We start from the raw sequence: 15,752 nt of genomic DNA on the forward strand, positions 1-15,752 counted from the left end.
GGCTGCGCAAGCCGGCGATATGTTTCCATATCGCCTACTTGCTTTCAGGCTATTTGAATCGAACGGCGACTTTTGTGTCGACCGATTCGTTTCTCACCGGTATATGGATTGGCATGTGGTGATGCCTCCTCTTTGTTTTTTTGTTTTATATTTTCACTGCTGCGCGTAGCTTTGCACTACGTGCACGCGGATTGGAAACGTCATACGTTGCTCCGTCGATCGGTTTTTTGGTCAGAATCTTTAATTCTGCCTCAAACCCGCTAGCTACTTGATCGGCAAAGTATCGTTTGACTAGACGATCCTCCAGGCTATGGAAACTGATTACACCTACCCTGCCGTTTTGCGTTAACAGCTTTGGGAGGAGTGGCAATACAGTTTCGACTTGCGTCAATTCCTGGTTGACCGCTATCCGGAGCGCTTGAAAGGTGCGCGTGGCCGGGTGGATTTTACTCCAGCGACCACGATGTTGTCGCTTAATCAGTTCCGCGAGATCTTCTGTCGTGTCCAGCGGTCTGCCCGCAACAATCGCGTTGGCTATTCGCCTAGCGACACCCGGCGATTCCTCGCCGTAGTTGCGGATTATACGCGCCAGTTCATCTGCAGATGCAGTATTTACCAGCTGTTTCGCCGTCATTTCCTGTCGACGATCCATGCGCATGTCCAACGGACCACTGTGTGTAAAAGAAAACCCTCGTTCGCTCTGATCGAGCTGTGGTGACGACACCCCCAAATCGATCAATACTATATCGAACTGCTTTCCCTCTTCAATCAACTGCCTTGTAGCGCTGACAAAATCGGTATGCAGTAGTCGAGCGCCTTTTTTACTGAACCCAGCAAGCTGAGATATTGCAAAATCGTCACGATCGACTAATGTAGCACGTGATTCACAACCGGTAGCCCCTAAAATAGCTTGTGCGTGGCCGCCATACCCGGCCGTCAGGTCGAGATAACTCTCGCCCGGCTTAGGGTCTAGCAGCTCCAGCGTGCTATCCAGAAGTACTGGTATATGCAAATCATAATGTGGTGGATGTGCTTTACTCATTCCCTATACTATACCATTTGATACAATATAGAGTTTCGAGATCACCTAACTGATAACAGCGCTTTTTGTTTTTTGGTGTGTTTGTTTTAGTTATAAGTGTCGATGGCGATGAGGTACAAAGTAGCTCATGTGTGCCATCAGTTGAGAGACTTATGTGTTGTGAGGTGGAGTTTTTTTGGGAGGTGTGTTTTGAGGAATGTGCGTCCGGTCTTTTTTCACTAAATGTGGTTCCGGTAGGTTTCCACGCACTGTTACCAGATAGTTGATCTCGAGAGTTTTAAATTGTCAAAGAACAGGCAAAACCAAACGGCTAGTCTGACGCATCCGGTCGCATCACTCGCCAGTAACTACCAGCACGTACGGCGACCAAGCCCCTATTTATTCCGGCAAAGTCCAGCAAGTGTTGCTCGATGGTGACCCTGCCCTGCTTGAGATCAAGCGAGGCGTTAGTCTTTCCTCGGCGGAACCTGACATTAATGTCAGCTACCCGCTCGTCGAGAATACTGCCGTTCAGCTCCGGCTCTACTTCTTTGTCCCACGTTACTTGTGGATACATATGAAGGTAGTCGCCAAAACCTCTGGTAATCACGACACCCGATGCAAACTCTGCACGCAACTCAACAGGTATCGTCAAACGATGCTTGTCATCGAGCTTCCGTTCAAAATAGTCTACACTTGGCACCTTGGTTCCCTTCGGTGGCGATGATGGGCTTTAATTTTTAATTGTGGTTTTTGTTTTGATTGCCACTGAATTTATCATACTACCCACATTTACCCACTACAACCCCCAATTTTGATTTTTTTGTAAGAATATATCCTTTTATCCACAAAACTGTGGATAACTTGCAAAAACCCGGCATATGTGGGGTACGGCTACTCTGCTAAGCACAATCCCAATTAAGCAAGAAATAAAAAAGGCCTCGAAATAAAGAGGCCGCTATGGCAAAGTTACAAATTACGTAAGCGTATCAATTGCGGCGTACAGGTCCTTACAACGAGTTACGTTATCTGGCACGCTACCTTGTTGAGACGGTAATTCATTTGCCGGATCAAGCACCCAGTAACCGTGCGAAGGCTCGCCTGGAAACTCGCTAAAACTAACAGCCTTGTCGTCAATCATAATGATTCGATCGACAACGCCGCTGCCAAAAGCCTCTGGTAGGTTGAATATGCCGCTTTCATCTTGCCAACTACTGATTAGCCTGCCCTTTTCCTTGTGCACCATAACAATGTGATTCGTCTGTTCAAACCCAGCTGCGGTAATCTTCAAGCCTTGCCACATTGGGTTACCGTACGTCAATATGCCGTACTGCTTGTCATTTGACTCTAGCCACTCGATTAATTCTGCAGCTCCTGGAAGCAGCATATTGAGCGCCTGGCACTCTTGGACAAAAGCCTTTTTAAGACTATTCCATTCGTCGCCCCTATCTAGCTCATACAGATGTTCGCGTACATAACCTGCGGTATCAAAAGAGTCGCCACGTGCCTTCATGTCTTCGTTCGCCTTTTCAATCTGTTCGCGAGGAATATCAAAATAATTATGCGCAATTCCAATAAAGACTTCGAACAACTTATCCGAGTCGACAAGCGTCCGATCGAAATCAACGATGTAAAAGTCGATGCTATTTGTTGCTGACATTGTCATATAGCTCAATTATAGCATTCGCCACAGAGCCAGTATCGTGACGAATGAGCGAACGCGTCACCGGCAAAGAGTCACCTGTTTCACGCTCTGCAATTAGTCCCAAGAATGAACCGCCCACTGCTAAATAATGCTTGCTTGACAGCCTTTCGTGATCTACGTCAACAAGATACGCACCTTCGTCTTTGTAGCGTCGTGCCAGCCGTGCGTCTGGTTGCTGCTGGTTGTACAATACAAAATCAAGAAAATGCCCGCCTGCAAACCGTTCAATTTCATCTGCATGGTCAGCGACTGTAAAGCCTTCTGTCTGACCAGTCTTCGTTACAAGATTTGACACATATATCTTCTTGGCTCGTGATTCACGCAGCGCCTCCCCTATACCGTCGATGACGAGCAGCGGGCCCAGCGAAGTGTACAAATCACCAGGCGCGATGACAATCATATCAGCGTCTTTAATGGCTTTAAGCGCTATAGGATTCGCAGATGCAGACGGAGTGAGTGATAACTTGGCCTTGCGAGGGTCGTGTTTGAAATATTCCGCATCGATAATACGCTCTCCGTGAAGTTCAAAACTCACCTCGGGCCACTCAAGTTTTAGCCGCACATTGTCCAATGTCGCAGGTATTACCATGCCGTTTACTCGCAGAATTTCGGAAGCAGTCTCTACTGCCTCACTGAAATTGCCCGTTACCTTTTCAAGCGCACTTAAAAGAATATTGCCAAATGAATGCCCCTGAAATGTACCTTCTTCAAACCGATAATTAAATAAATCTCGAACTTTTGGTGAATTACTCAGCGCCACAAGACACTGACGAATATCTCCCGGAGGCAATGCGCCTAACTCATCGCGCAATACTCCGGTGCTACCGCCGTCATCGGCCATGTTCACCAGTGCGGCAATCTGATGGGTGTGATTCTTTAAGGCGCTTAGTAATGTAAAACTGCCCGTTCCCCCGCCTATAACGGTAATTTTGCGTTCAGTTGGTGCAAATGGTTCTTTCATGTCGTTAATCTAGTATAACAATGGTCGCACGTAAAAAGCATCTTTTCGCTTTTAGATTGCTATAATAAGCCAGGTTATGATTCCATTTATTCTAAGGCAGGTCTGGCGTTTATTAATTTTCATATTAGGCGCCTGTGTACTATATGAGTTGATCTTGATGTTTTGGCCCGGCACCGGTAGCCGCCTAGCGATATTCGCTGCAATGTTTTTTATATACTGCGTAATGGCCTACGGGGTTATACCTTCACTATTCCGGCTATACCATTTTCTCATTGAGCACGACCACATTCCCCTCTATGCCACGTACGGCGACGGCTGGGCATCAGACCCAGTCAACATCGCCATTGTCACACGCGATCGACGTCACCTGCGACGCGCCATGCAGCAAGCTGGTTGGTACGAAGCCGACCCGCATACACTATGGAACAGCTTACGCGAAGCCTGGTCTATCATTTTTAACCGCCCCTACCCTAATGCACCTGTCAGCACGTTGTACCTTTTCAATCGTCGTCACGATATCGCCTTCGAAATTCCCACGAACGATAAAATGAGCGCCCGTACGCGTCACCACGTCCGTTTTTGGCGACTTGAACCTCCCAGGAAGAATCGTCATGATCGCGGACATTTTGATTACTGGAGTAGCAAGCTACTCCAGTGGCTACATCGTGAACGCGACATCTGGATTGGCGCTTCAACGGAAGATTTCAAGCCACTCGACATCCGCTGGCGCACAGGGAGTCTGACACATGGCGTCCGTCACGAAACGGACAAAGAGCGTGACTTCATCATTCAAACGCTCCGTGATCAAAAATTAGTAAAATCCGTCAGCAAAACGGAGCCTGGTGAACATTTCAAATTTCGTGGCCAATCATTTCGTACGGTATACATGACCGATGGCAGCATCAAAGTCGTCCAGCTTAACTAAACTAAATAGTCACGTCTTCGCCAAAGTGCTTTTGCAGTCGCATCAGTATGCTGTTTTCATGTCGGCCTAGCTTTTTACTCATTTCTTTCAAGGAAACGCCATTCTGAAAATCAAGCTTTAACGTATCATCGTCAGTCTTTTTCCAGGACATATAAGCGTTCGGATGCGTCTCACGCATCTTTGCAATCTTTTCCGCCCAATTACTACTCCCCTTTTTCTTTCTGACTGGTTCTGGCGCTTTTTTTCGTTTTTCTGCTTTTTCAGTAAGATGCGCAAATTTTTTAATATCTGAAACAGCACGTGACACAAGAGTCTCGTTAATATGCTGAGCATCATCGCTGACACGAAGCGCCATACGATTGAGTCCTGCCAAGTACAAATTATCCAAATTCTTAACTCGGCTCAACGCTACGTAACCCATACCTTCAACAAATGCCTTGCTCAAATCAATCCGAGCCGAATCGAGTGTCATGCCCTGTGATTTATGTACCGTAATTGCCCACGCTAATCGCAGCGGAATCTGTGTGATGCCCGCCCGCTTCTTGTCACCATCTCGTTGCTCCCATGTCTCAGGCATCATCGTTATTGTCTTACCGTTCCGAAATTCCACGATCGGATAGTTTGTCAGCGCATCAAAAGCCACAACAACACCCAGGCTGCCGTTTGCATATTTTCGATCAGGCGAGTTTTTTACCGCCATGACCAGCGCACCTTCTTTTAGCTTCAGGTCAATCGGCGCCAGCACGGACCTTTGCAAACTTTCTACGTAATTAGCAGCTCCGGTCGTCGACTGCGTATAGGTATATTCATCGCCCGGTAATGCATCTAGCTTCGCCTGATTGATACGATCTACGTCGACATTAGTCGTGTGCAATTCAGTCAAGTCGCCATCGGGTAATTCTATGTCCGCCCTAGCCAGCAATCGTTCTGCATGATGACGACGCACATCGCCGTCACGCATCGCATCCAAAATCTCAAGTAACTGAGCGTCGTCTTGACGATGCTGCTCCTGCAAATAGCAGATTGTCGGATCCAACTCTCTCCATACGTTACTGTTCACTACAAAACCGCCAGCCCGAGTATCGCCACGATTGATTGGCGGTAGCTGAAAGAAGTCACCCGACATAACGACCTGAATACCACCGAAAGGCTCGTCAGGCCTTTCGCGCACCAATCGGCATGCCATGTCGACCATATCCAAACGGAAATCGTGTAACATACTGATTTCGTCAATTATCAGCACGTCTGTCTTTTCGATGATGTCATGTCGCCCCTTGCTGACATGATCGGCAAAGCCGTGCGGCAGTTCATCTTGCACGCCAATACCCGCCCATGAATGAATAGTTGTTCCGCCTAGATGTGTTGCGGCCAGACCTGTCGTCGCAGTGACTGACACGTGTTTACCATTGGCCTTTGCCAGTCTAATAAACTGATTCAACACATACGTCTTACCCGAACCTGCAGGTCCGGTAAGAAGCACGCTCTCACCTGCTAATAATATCTCCAATGCCAACGCTTGATCCATCAGTCTAGTATACCAATACTAAGCAACTTGCCTAAACACTACTACTTCGAGCGCGTCACTTGATAAACGATCGTACCTCTCGTTGATTGAACTACTGGAAACTGCGCAAGAAAATGATCATTAACTTGATACGCTCGGCGCAACTCATCATCGACTACAATGTATGACACTCGATAGTAAGCCAACAGTTTTTTAGCGTTGTCAGAACCAGAAACAATCTCACCTATGTCTTGTCGTACCTGAGTGTAGTCGATTCCGTAAGACCAGAGCCAACCATCATACGCCATTAACGCCTGCGTATTGCTTAGCATGGTATACGGCTGGTCACTTTTTTGACTATCTATAATAATCGCGCCAGAAGGAGCAATGCTTCGAAAATGAGCTACTGCTTGATAATCGGTTGCTTGCACTAACGTGTACGTGTGGGTATCGAACTGAGACATATGAACAATATCGAGCAGTCCCGAGCCGCCAAGCAGCACGACACATACGACAGTTAACACCTTTTCTTCATATCGACGACGCTGATCCCACCATGCGAGTAACTGCATCACTATAGGTATAAGCAAAAATAGATAACTATAAGTAAATAACTTCGTATTGTCCCATTCCCATACCTGGAAAGACACGAAGTGACACACGGTAAAAATACCCAGTGCACTTATAAACAACGGATGCGATAGCCATTTTTGTCGCCAAGCAGAGTAAACGCCAAGCGGCAGTAAAATGCCAAAATTCAATAACTCAAAACCGAGTAAGTTATGTCCAGCCGACATCCAGCCAAGCTGCCAATGCGGTAAGCTGCCGCTGCCACTATTTAAGAGTAGAAAGTACCAGTACGCCCCGATTCCTATCTCAGCGACAAGTGCATACCATAGAAATAGTCCATATTGCCGACGGTACCGTAGCAAATAAACTGCCGACACTATCACGACTACGATAAGTGAATGCGGATGTATTATGGTTAAAATACCAGCGAGAAGTCCGGCGCATACCGCTTGGTACACCGACGCCTTTTTAGCGACCATTCGCTCCAAAATCAATATGATCGAAAGTGCTATGGGCAAGCCAAACAAAAAATTACGTTGCGGTAGCATTTCTCCTACCACGAAATTGATGAAATAAATTCCATGTTCGGGCATATGCGTATACCATTCATGCGTCACGCCATACTCGCTCAGATAATACAAAAATCCTAAACCACCGCTCAGCAAAAACAAACTCAAGGCAACTACTGCACTTTTTACCCGTCCGGTAAAATGATACGCAAATCGGTAGAGTACATACAGCATTATTATCGTCATAAAAATACTTGGCACAATAAATGACGGCACCACCCCTACCCCTGTTCGCATAAGTAATCCTGAAAGCGCGTCCGGCAAAAACGGATACGTAAACTTGGCACCTGCAAATAATGGATGAGCCAGAAACCAATCATGAGGTGCCCGATAGGCAAAAACTGAGGCGTAGGATAAATGACTCGCCCAATCCGCCCATAGCAAAGAATGCCCGGAAACTATATCTCCCTTGGAATCATTGCGAAATACATTAACCCAAAGCCAAATAAAATAACCACCCCATAGCGCGAATACAGCGAATAAGCCACGTTGGTAGTTATTCAAGCTCCGTAATGCCATGCGGGATTTTTTTAGAACAGCTTTTTTAGACCACTTCATATTCTTAGAAAATTCTAACGCTTACGATGCTACTGAACAAGTCAAGACGGACGATCAAACAACCTTCTGTGGAGCCTTCAGGTGCATCTCGCGTGCTTTATTTGCCCATTCGTCGGCCATTTCATTACCTTCATCGCCTTCGTGTCCACGTACCCAGTTGAGCGTTGCATTCGAATGAATGTACAGCGGATAAACAGCCTGCACGATATCAAGATTTTTAATATCACCGCCCTTTTTGCGCCAGCCCTTCGCTTCCCAGCCGGCAGCCCATTTGGTTATGACATTTATCCAAAATTCACTGTCTGTATAGATCTCACAAGTCTCGCCACCCGCATCTTCAAGTGCCGCTTTAATTGCTAGGCCCTCCATGCGAATGTTAGTCGTCTCATGTAGGTCCTCGCCGCCTACAATATATGGTTTATTGTCGCGGATTACCGCAAACCCACCCGGACCCGGATTCGGACTAGCGCTACCATCTGTGTAATACACAATCATTCATTCCAGTATACCACTACTTATCGCCTTGCCAGTACAGCATAAAAGATTATAATACCCCTTATGCATAGCGTTACTGAGACAAAAATCACGCCAGACATGTTTTTCAATGAAGAGCCACCAGAGCGAATCATCGGAGTCGAAGATGAGTACGATATTCAGATAGCAGCACAACCGAGTGGTTCATCCGCTCAAGCGGGTGATTATATATCTCAACAGGCAATCAAAAATGCCGGACTTCGAGTTCTTGGTAACTACACGGAAAACGGCGCTAAACTTTACCAGGATATGGGTCATGCCGAATATTGTACGCCAGAATGCCTAGGCCCCTATCAAGCCGCCGCAGCAGACATAGCGGGGATGCATGTTATTGCGTCAGTCGTCGAAGCGTCGGGGCTAAAACACAACGGATTGTACCGAATTAGTGGTACATGGGACAATGCAGAGTATGGAACAACTAATGGTGTCCATGAAAACTTTATGGCTCCGGCGTCTATTTCTCATAACAGCCTTCTTGTTAATCTTCTCCCCACCTATTACGCTACTAGACTAGGTACTATGGCGGGCACTATTTCTCGTAACAAATATATTTTTTCTCAAAAAGAACATGGTATCGGCGACGCCCCAATCGAAAGGCATCTTATCCGACGTGTCTCGCACGGCAGCAAGCCAATGGCGCTAATATTAAAGGAAGAATCAGAAACCGTCGGCAACGGCTGGCTACGACTTGAAACCAGATACGCTGACGCACCGATATCACTGGCAGCTCGTCGCCATGCTCTCGCCACGACATCTCTTATGCTACGCCTGGTCGAGCATGAAAATCTGTTCAATGAAAGTGAGTTCGACGACATCATTCTTAAGGATCCCGTTTCCGCTACACACGTATTCATGAGAGACATGTCACTTCGAAAAAAAGCCGAGGTACGTTCCGGTAAGCGCCTCAATATGCTCGATATCGAAGAAAAACTCGCGGAAAAAGTACTATTCCTGTGCGAGCGTATAAAACTGCCTGAAGACGAAATCGATGCCGCAAATATCTGGCCAATTATCAATGCCGCATTCCGCCGTAGTAACCCAGCGAAAGCTGATTATGACCCCTACTTACTGCGTGAATACGGAGTTGCCACGAAACATTATTGGCTCAAGCGTATCGGTGCGTTCGACAAAGGCGACGCTGAATCAAAAACACGCTCTTTGCAATGGGACAGAGTGCTTCCTACGGGTAACGGTATCGCAATGATGAAAAATTCCAAAACCGTAGACCCAGAAGTAGAGACACTACAAACAACCGCCCCGCTTACACGTGCGGCCATACGCCAACAATTCATACAGGAATTCGAAAACAATCCAAAAGCAAGAGTTACTGACTGGAACGGTGGCATTTTGCCACCCAGAAGTATACCTATAGACTTTTCAGACCCGTACGGTTATCGCGACTAGCTACTGGCCGCCCTTTTGCTTGTAAGCATTGACGAACTCTTCGGCGTTCTCTTCTAGTACGTCATCCATCTCATCAAGCATACTATCAATATCATCGACAGTTTCCGAAGACCATTCTGCTTGATTATCTGCGGTAGCAGCCCTGCCTAAATCTCTAGTTGTTGACTCGTCGTCGTCACTACGATTTTCACGACCCGATACTTGTCCACCTTTTTCACCTGCCATAGAGCCCCCTTTTGTTATAAGGCTATTTTACTCCTTAGTCAGGTTATTGCAATACAGCCACAAGCGTCATTAAAGTAACTTTTTAATACCGCCCAGAACCAAGCCCTCTATACCGCCAACCATTTCGATAGTATTGATCCAAAATTCTTTTTTTGTATACTCCAGTAATACCAGCCGCCCCAATTCGCACAACGTTACAACACGCACGTCATCGCGCCTTGTATCCGCCTCCAATGCGCCCTCGGGGTACACATTTTGGTCTTCGTATTCATGATTTTTTGCCACACTATCCCCCTTATTGAAAGTTCTCTATTTTCGACAAAACTTCAAGATTTTACTCATATGCCGTCATTATACCAAATCTACATCAGTTATTTCCGTTGCCCCGCGGTATACATAACGCTGGCGCATATATGGCAACACGTCGAATCGCAACACGCCAGAAAGCACCGACAGAAACGTCACCAAGTCACCCACCATACCCATATACGACCCAGACAAAAAGTTATACGGAAACCAAAATGCCGTCGGCATAAAAGATACAAAACGAATATGTTTCGGGTTCTTTTGCCACATCGCAGTCGATGCCAACATCATAGCAATAAATGGCAAAAGGCTCGTCCAGTCTCTCCAGGTAACTAATGTCATCATCGCATACACAAATATCGACAATTCAAATATCCATTCATAACCCCTGTACTTATCAAACACGTAACTCCGAACCGCACCCAAAAGCACCATACCAGCACCTGTATACGCTCCGATAAAGAAGTAATAGAGTGACCATGCCAAGCACGAAGCAACTTGAGTCTTTAAAATAAGACTTCTCTTGTTGAGCTGAAACGATGCAATTAACAGACCGATACCGATCAATCCGATAAGTTGCACAAATAACATGCTCTGTACCCCTGTAAATTTCAGTGTTTTATATGCACACAATCATCATAGCACCACATATGGCAAAATGGATATGGTTTTTATATTTATTACATATCTAAAACCAAGGGCGTCGTTTAGCTACTAAGCCAGTGAGTCAATTGTCACACGCTTTTGCTCAGTCGTATCGCGATCACGGATAGTCACCGTATTATCCTCGAGCGTGTCAAAGTCAATCACCACGCAGTAAGGCGTGCCTATTTCGTCTTGACGGCGATAACGCTTACCGATGTTTCCGTTATCGTCCCACATCACGTTACCATGCTTCTTTTTCAAGATGTTATACACTCCCCTCGCCTTCTCTACCAGCTCAGGTTTGTTTTTGAGCAGCGGCGATACGCAATATTTTACAGGGGCCAAATGCTCAGGGAATTTCATGACAATGCGCTTTTCACCGTTCACTTCGTCTTCTGTATAAGCAGCACTTAGCACGGCCATAACTGACCGTTCTACGCCGAACGACGGTTCAATCACATGTGGAATAAATTTTGTGTTCGTTCCTTTGATGGTATATTCCATACTCTTGCCGGCATTATTTTGGATGTTCATCAAGTCAAAGTCAGTGCGGTACGCCAGGCCTAACAATTCTTCTTTGCCAATCGGAAAGTCATACTCTATATCGATAGTACGCTTGCTATAATGCGCACGATCTTCCGCAGGAACTTCCAGTTCGTGAACCTTGTCTTGCGGCAAACCAAGTGCATCTAGGAATGCGTGCACGTCCTTGAGCAGCGCATCAAACGATTCTTGCCATTTGTCCGGTTCTACAAAGTATTCGATTTCCATCTGTTCAAACTCACGACTGCGGAATATGAAATCACGAGGACTAATTTCGTTGCGAAACGCCTTGCCCTGTTGCGCCAAACCAAACGGCAAATCTGGGTAAAAACTGTCTACAACATTTTTATAGTTCGTAAAGATTCCTTGCGCAGTTTCGGGTCGAAGATAGCTAATTGATGTATCATCCTCGACAGCACCGACATGGGTTTTAAACATCATATTAAATTGACGCGGTTCACCAAACGTGTCCTCTTTGCCACAAGTTGGGCACTTGCTAATATCGATTTTATCCGCTCGGAAGCGTCCGTGACAATTACTGCATTCAACCAGCGGGTCTGTAAAAGTTGCGGTATGGCCGCTCGCTTCCCATACTTTTTTATTCATCAATATAGCCGCGTCTACCCCGTACATATCTTCACGGTCGTCGACGAACATCTTCCACCATAGCTGCATAATATTGCGCTTCAAGGCAACGCCGAGTGGCCCGTAGTCCCACGTACCGCTTAAGCCGCCGTACACGTCGGAGCCAGGATATATAAACCCGCGGCGCTTCGCCAAGCTCACGATGTTTTCCATGGCTACGTTCTTCTCTGTTGTATCACTCATAATTCTCAGTCAATTATAACACATTGCAATTTTTCATGTTTATGGTATTATAGAAAATAACAGTCGACCCTACGTTAGGAGTTCAAATGAAGACTGTCGCATATTTTACCAAGCGACAACTTAGGTATATGTCTCGCCTACCAGGCAGAGCGTTCACTGCACTAATTGCGGTCGGCGAAAACGCCATATCCATGGCACCAAATCGTATCGCCCGTGTTAACACTAGCCTGAAAGGCGTGCAAAATGCCTTCGACGAAATCATCGAGGGAGTGTGCGAAAACGTCAGCCACCTTGCGTGGCTCGTGGATGCAAACTTTAGTGACAGGTATGTCACCGATTCAACACCCCATCCACTTCTCGTTTCAAAATGATTCGCCGTTACACAACCCCTAAGAGAGGGGCGCCAGTGAAAAAAATATCACTACGAAAGTACGCCCGGCTACAACAAGTAATGCGATTCAGTCATATGCCTGAACGGCACATGACTATACGGCATGAACTGGCCGTAGTGATTCTCGAAAAGGCAAAAGGCGTAGGCCGATTCTTGATTGCCCCGCTACGTGCCATGAGTCGTCGCTAACACATCGCCCCGCTCTCGTCGACAACAGTCACGGGCGCGGGGCGCTTTAATTTATGAAGATTAAAAAACTTTAAACAAAATGAAGAGCTGCAAGACTGCAGCTATAACAACGATAATCACGCTTACAACCTGTTGCCAGCGTGGCTCAGGTATATGCGTCTGAAAATCATCCTTTTGTGGCCTTTTCATGTTATATTTTTTTAATTTTTACGGCCGTACCATAAGCTGCCACTTCGTTCATACTACCACCTATTTCACCGGTATCGAACCGCATGGCAATCACTGCATTAGCCCCCTTTTCGAACGCCGCCTTTTTCATACGCTCTGTCGCTTCAATCCTACTATCTGCCAAAAGCTTCGTATAGCCACGGATTTCACCACCGATAATCGACTTTAAACCGGCGCCAATATTACTGACTACATTTCTACTTCGCGCTAACACACCAAAGACTTCTCCATAAACTTCCACAACTTCATATCCCGCTACGTCATTTGTCGTTACGACCAAAATATCATTGTTCATGGTGCTCCTTTTCGTGTTATGCTTTTCAGAATTTAGCATAACATATCTAGTAAAAGTGTTGTGAATCTGTGTAATTGTTATATACTATCCATTGGCACATCCAACTGATGAAAGGGATGGATATGTCTGCACAAAGTAAAAGCAAGGACTTCACGCAACGTATCCGTAAGTTAGCTGAACTACTGGAAGATATCGGCAAGGTTGTTTCCTCAGCCATATCGACAGAAGCTCAGCGCTATAGCCAAGAGGACACGCGTCAGCGATTCCGCCAGGCAAAAATGAAATTACGAGACGCTAGCGACAACGCAGAGTGGATTGCAAGAAACGAGCTTCGGCTCGTGGCATGGCGTGCGCAATCAGTCGGCAAAGACATTTCAGCCCTGATTGCCGACTTTTCCGCTACTTCTCGCTCCTAAGCCACACGAGGGATCGCGCTCCCTCATGCACCCCCGCCCCCCGGTTGACGAATGTCCCGGGGGTGCGGGGACCCATCTCATTTTTGATCTTATTTCAACACTTGCTGCAACGCCGCATGTTGACGAGCAACATACACGCAATCTACCAAGTACTCATTCATACCGCCAACTTGTAAAATAATACTGAGCGGCTTTGCTGCCGCTAGTCGCAATACCTTAATATGGCCAGCGCCTATACTCCCTTTTTCATCTATTATGAAACCATTCTCCTGACTATCGTAGCGATACGTTTTGTCGCTTTCCAATTTGCTACCCTGACAATCCCGCAGCGTATTTAGTTCATCACCCAACAACGCCGCCACCCTTATATAAAACCATGTTTGTGTCAGAGCGATAGGCACCGTCAGCACATCAAGAGCCGCCAAAACTTCTGCTACGATGTCATACCATTCAGACTCGTCCAAACTCGCGCTTGCCCGGGCAACCTGCGCCAAAACTTCATACGCAAATTGCATACGATCATAATCTTCCAATATATGACGATAGAACTGTACCAAACGAGCAGACGTCAACAAACTCAAGTTCCCCTTGCCTTCGCCCACAACAACGTCGCACACAGCAAACAACTCTATACCGCCCGCTAATTTCGATTTTTCTTTACGCACGCCGCGTGCCATCACGCTCAATCGTCCATCCGGAGTCAGTAAATCAAGCACGCGATCAGCTTCGCCATAATTCGTTCGGCGCAACACTATAGCGCGCGTCCGAGACGTTTTCATGCCATGCCTATGGTGACACTTCGCACCGCAGCTACTACGTCATCAGGCCGCATAGAAGCACTGTCGAGCAATCTTTTTACTCCATATGGTTCAAGGTCTTCAAGCTTTAAATCAAGTTGTCCGCCACATACAATAACTGGTATTTTAGCCGTATCGACATATGTCTGTAGTTCATGTAAAAGACCTAGTCCACTCGTACCACTTAGTAGCAGGCTCATCACGATTGCCTCGGGTAACTTTTCGTCTATCATGTCTATGGCGGCGTAGCCATTCGATGCTCTAGATACCGTAAAACCGTTCTTTGTTAGTACGCGCTCATAATGATCGCCAAGCCATGGCTCACTTTCTACAATAAGTACCGTTTTATTTGCAGTGTCGTCGCTCATAATAAACTTGTCTGTCCGGAAACATGTAAATCCACGTAAAACGTCGCACCGTCTCGATGACGAATATGCCCAACCACGCTGTCCATCATTTCCGCCAGACGTCGAGCGGCAATCAGCCCCATGGCACTTGTTGTCGGTCGAGTTGAAATTGGAGCTGCCGCACGTCGTGCCACGCGACCTTCGATACGCTGCCACATGTCAATCGGTACTGCAGGACCATAATCTCGTACTCCAATTCGCACGTAGCTACCGTGACCACTGATTGTCATGCGAATTGGGTGATTCTCAGAACCATAGTGAAGTGCATTGTCACCAAAACTCATCAATATCTGCTGTAGTACTCGTCTATTGCCGACCAATAGCGGCACCCTAGAACGTGAACGAAGTGTAATTTTCTGACCATGCGCCGTAAACAACGGCGACAATTCGTGTATAACTTCCTGACACACGCTTACAGGGTTAATTGGTTCAAGTAAAAATGATTGTTTATCGTTCGTCGCCATACTGAGGCTTGACGCCAAACGCAATGCCCGCTCGCTCGTCAATGTCAACTGCTTACTAAGCAACTCCCTCTCTCGTTCCGACAACGAGTCTGCCGAAATTGCTAATCCCAACTGACGCAAAAGTATAAGTGGCGATATTAACTCGCCAGCCGCGGCCATAGTCAGTGTAGAGTCATCCAACAAACTCTCCGTAATCCCTAATCGACCCATCGACTCACTACTCATCACTGAATTTAGTGTAGCACGCAATTACCACATAAAATGCTG

20 protein-coding genes are annotated in these 15,752 nt (G+C 46.6%); 5 read left to right on the forward strand and 15 right to left on the reverse strand.

Features of this window, described 5'->3' with window-relative positions; genetic code table 11:
- Window positions 1-145: 145 nt before the first annotated feature.
- From rsmH to H6797_04580, 4 genes are all read right to left on the reverse strand, one after another.
- Window positions 146-1,042, reverse strand: a complete 897-nt coding sequence (gene rsmH / locus H6797_04565; GenBank protein ID USN96319.1) for a 16S rRNA (cytosine(1402)-N(4))-methyltransferase RsmH — start codon at window positions 1,040-1,042, stop codon at window positions 146-148.
- Between the two features lie 310 nt (window positions 1,043-1,352).
- On the reverse strand, window positions 1,353-1,724 hold the full coding sequence (locus tag H6797_04570) for a hypothetical protein (protein ID USN96320.1): 372 nt from the start codon (window positions 1,722-1,724) through the stop codon (window positions 1,353-1,355).
- Between the two features lie 273 nt (window positions 1,725-1,997).
- Window positions 1,998-2,687, reverse strand: a complete 690-nt coding sequence (locus H6797_04575) for an HAD hydrolase-like protein (GenBank protein USN96321.1) — start codon at window positions 2,685-2,687, stop codon at window positions 1,998-2,000.
- Complete coding sequence (locus H6797_04580; protein ID USN96322.1) at window positions 2,665-3,687, reverse strand: YvcK family protein; 1,023 nt, start codon at window positions 3,685-3,687, stop codon at window positions 2,665-2,667. The genes H6797_04575 and H6797_04580 overlap by 23 nt, the downstream gene beginning before the upstream one ends.
- Before the next feature lie 76 nt (window positions 3,688-3,763).
- On the opposite strand from H6797_04580, the gene H6797_04585 reads away from it, so the two are divergent.
- Complete coding sequence (locus tag H6797_04585) at window positions 3,764-4,612, forward strand: LssY C-terminal domain-containing protein (protein USN96323.1); 849 nt, start codon at window positions 3,764-3,766, stop codon at window positions 4,610-4,612.
- Between the two features lies 1 nt (window position 4,613).
- Here the strand turns inward: H6797_04585 and H6797_04590 are convergent, their stop codons facing one another.
- Genes H6797_04590 through H6797_04600 form a run of 3 tightly spaced genes read right to left on the reverse strand, consistent with a single transcriptional unit; the run spans window position 4,614 to window position 8,308 of the window.
- On the reverse strand, window positions 4,614-6,137 hold the full coding sequence (locus tag H6797_04590) for an AAA family ATPase (protein ID USN96324.1): 1,524 nt from the start codon (window positions 6,135-6,137) through the stop codon (window positions 4,614-4,616).
- A gap of 41 nt (window positions 6,138-6,178) precedes the next feature.
- The gene (locus tag H6797_04595) at window positions 6,179-7,813 is read right to left on the reverse strand and encodes a hypothetical protein (GenBank protein USN96325.1); all 1,635 of its coding nucleotides are present in this window, start codon (window positions 7,811-7,813) and stop codon (window positions 6,179-6,181) included.
- 54 nt (window positions 7,814-7,867) lie between these two features.
- Window positions 7,868-8,308: a ribonuclease HI gene (locus tag H6797_04600; protein ID USN96326.1), complete on the reverse strand. Its 441-nt coding sequence runs from the start codon at window positions 8,306-8,308 to the stop codon at window positions 7,868-7,870.
- A gap of 63 nt (window positions 8,309-8,371) precedes the next feature.
- Here H6797_04600 and H6797_04605 point away from each other — a divergent pair, with 63 nt between their 5' ends.
- Entirely contained in the window at window positions 8,372-9,751 is a 1,380-nt protein-coding gene (locus H6797_04605; protein USN96327.1) for a proteasome accessory factor PafA2 family protein, read from the forward strand.
- Here the strand turns inward: H6797_04605 and H6797_04610 are convergent, their stop codons facing one another.
- The 4 genes from H6797_04610 to H6797_04625 form a co-directional block, all read right to left on the reverse strand.
- Entirely contained in the window at window positions 9,752-9,976 is a 225-nt protein-coding gene (locus H6797_04610; GenBank protein ID USN96328.1) for a ubiquitin-like protein Pup, read from the reverse strand.
- A gap of 69 nt (window positions 9,977-10,045) precedes the next feature.
- A complete protein-coding gene (locus tag H6797_04615) occupies window positions 10,046-10,261 on the reverse strand; it encodes a hypothetical protein (GenBank protein ID USN96329.1) in 216 nt (71 codons plus the stop codon).
- 66 nt (window positions 10,262-10,327) lie between these two features.
- Complete coding sequence (locus H6797_04620) at window positions 10,328-10,873, reverse strand: YgjV family protein (protein ID USN96330.1); 546 nt, start codon at window positions 10,871-10,873, stop codon at window positions 10,328-10,330.
- A gap of 123 nt (window positions 10,874-10,996) precedes the next feature.
- A complete protein-coding gene (locus H6797_04625; GenBank protein USN96331.1) occupies window positions 10,997-12,298 on the reverse strand; it encodes a glycine--tRNA ligase in 1,302 nt (433 codons plus the stop codon).
- An 86-nt stretch (window positions 12,299-12,384) separates the two neighbouring features.
- Here H6797_04625 and H6797_04630 point away from each other — a divergent pair, with 86 nt between their 5' ends.
- A complete protein-coding gene (locus H6797_04630; protein ID USN96332.1) occupies window positions 12,385-12,669 on the forward strand; it encodes a hypothetical protein in 285 nt (94 codons plus the stop codon).
- Window positions 12,670-12,704: 35 nt separating this feature from the next.
- Window positions 12,705-12,878 (forward strand): hypothetical protein, encoded by a 174-nt coding sequence (locus H6797_04635; protein USN96333.1) that lies wholly within the window; start codon window positions 12,705-12,707, stop codon window positions 12,876-12,878.
- A 190-nt stretch (window positions 12,879-13,068) separates the two neighbouring features.
- Here H6797_04635 and H6797_04640 read toward each other — a convergent pair whose 3' ends face one another.
- Window positions 13,069-13,401 carry a YbjQ family protein gene (locus H6797_04640; protein USN96334.1) on the reverse strand — a complete coding sequence of 111 codons (333 nt, stop codon included), beginning with the start codon at window positions 13,399-13,401 and terminating at the stop codon, window positions 13,069-13,071.
- A 122-nt stretch (window positions 13,402-13,523) separates the two neighbouring features.
- Between H6797_04640 and H6797_04645 the strand changes: the two genes are divergently transcribed.
- Window positions 13,524-13,817, forward strand: coding sequence for a hypothetical protein (locus tag H6797_04645; protein ID USN96335.1), 294 nt, complete (start codon window positions 13,524-13,526; stop codon window positions 13,815-13,817).
- Between the two features lie 89 nt (window positions 13,818-13,906).
- On the opposite strand, the gene recO is transcribed toward H6797_04645, so the two are convergent.
- The 3 genes from recO to H6797_04660 are packed head-to-tail and all read right to left on the reverse strand — an operon-like array spanning window position 13,907 to window position 15,713.
- The gene (gene recO, locus H6797_04650; protein ID USN96336.1) at window positions 13,907-14,596 is read right to left on the reverse strand and encodes a DNA repair protein RecO; all 690 of its coding nucleotides are present in this window, start codon (window positions 14,594-14,596) and stop codon (window positions 13,907-13,909) included.
- Complete coding sequence (locus tag H6797_04655) at window positions 14,593-14,982, reverse strand: response regulator (protein USN96337.1); 390 nt, start codon at window positions 14,980-14,982, stop codon at window positions 14,593-14,595. Before H6797_04655 ends, recO begins: the two co-directional genes overlap by 4 nt.
- The gene (locus H6797_04660; GenBank protein ID USN96338.1) at window positions 14,979-15,713 is read right to left on the reverse strand and encodes a hypothetical protein; all 735 of its coding nucleotides are present in this window, start codon (window positions 15,711-15,713) and stop codon (window positions 14,979-14,981) included. Before H6797_04660 ends, H6797_04655 begins: the two co-directional genes overlap by 4 nt.
- Window positions 15,714-15,752: the final 39 nt, after the last annotated feature.

Source organism: Candidatus Nomurabacteria bacterium (assembly GCA_023898645.1).
Classification (GTDB): domain Bacteria; phylum Patescibacteriota; class Saccharimonadia; order Saccharimonadales; family Saccharimonadaceae; genus UBA2112.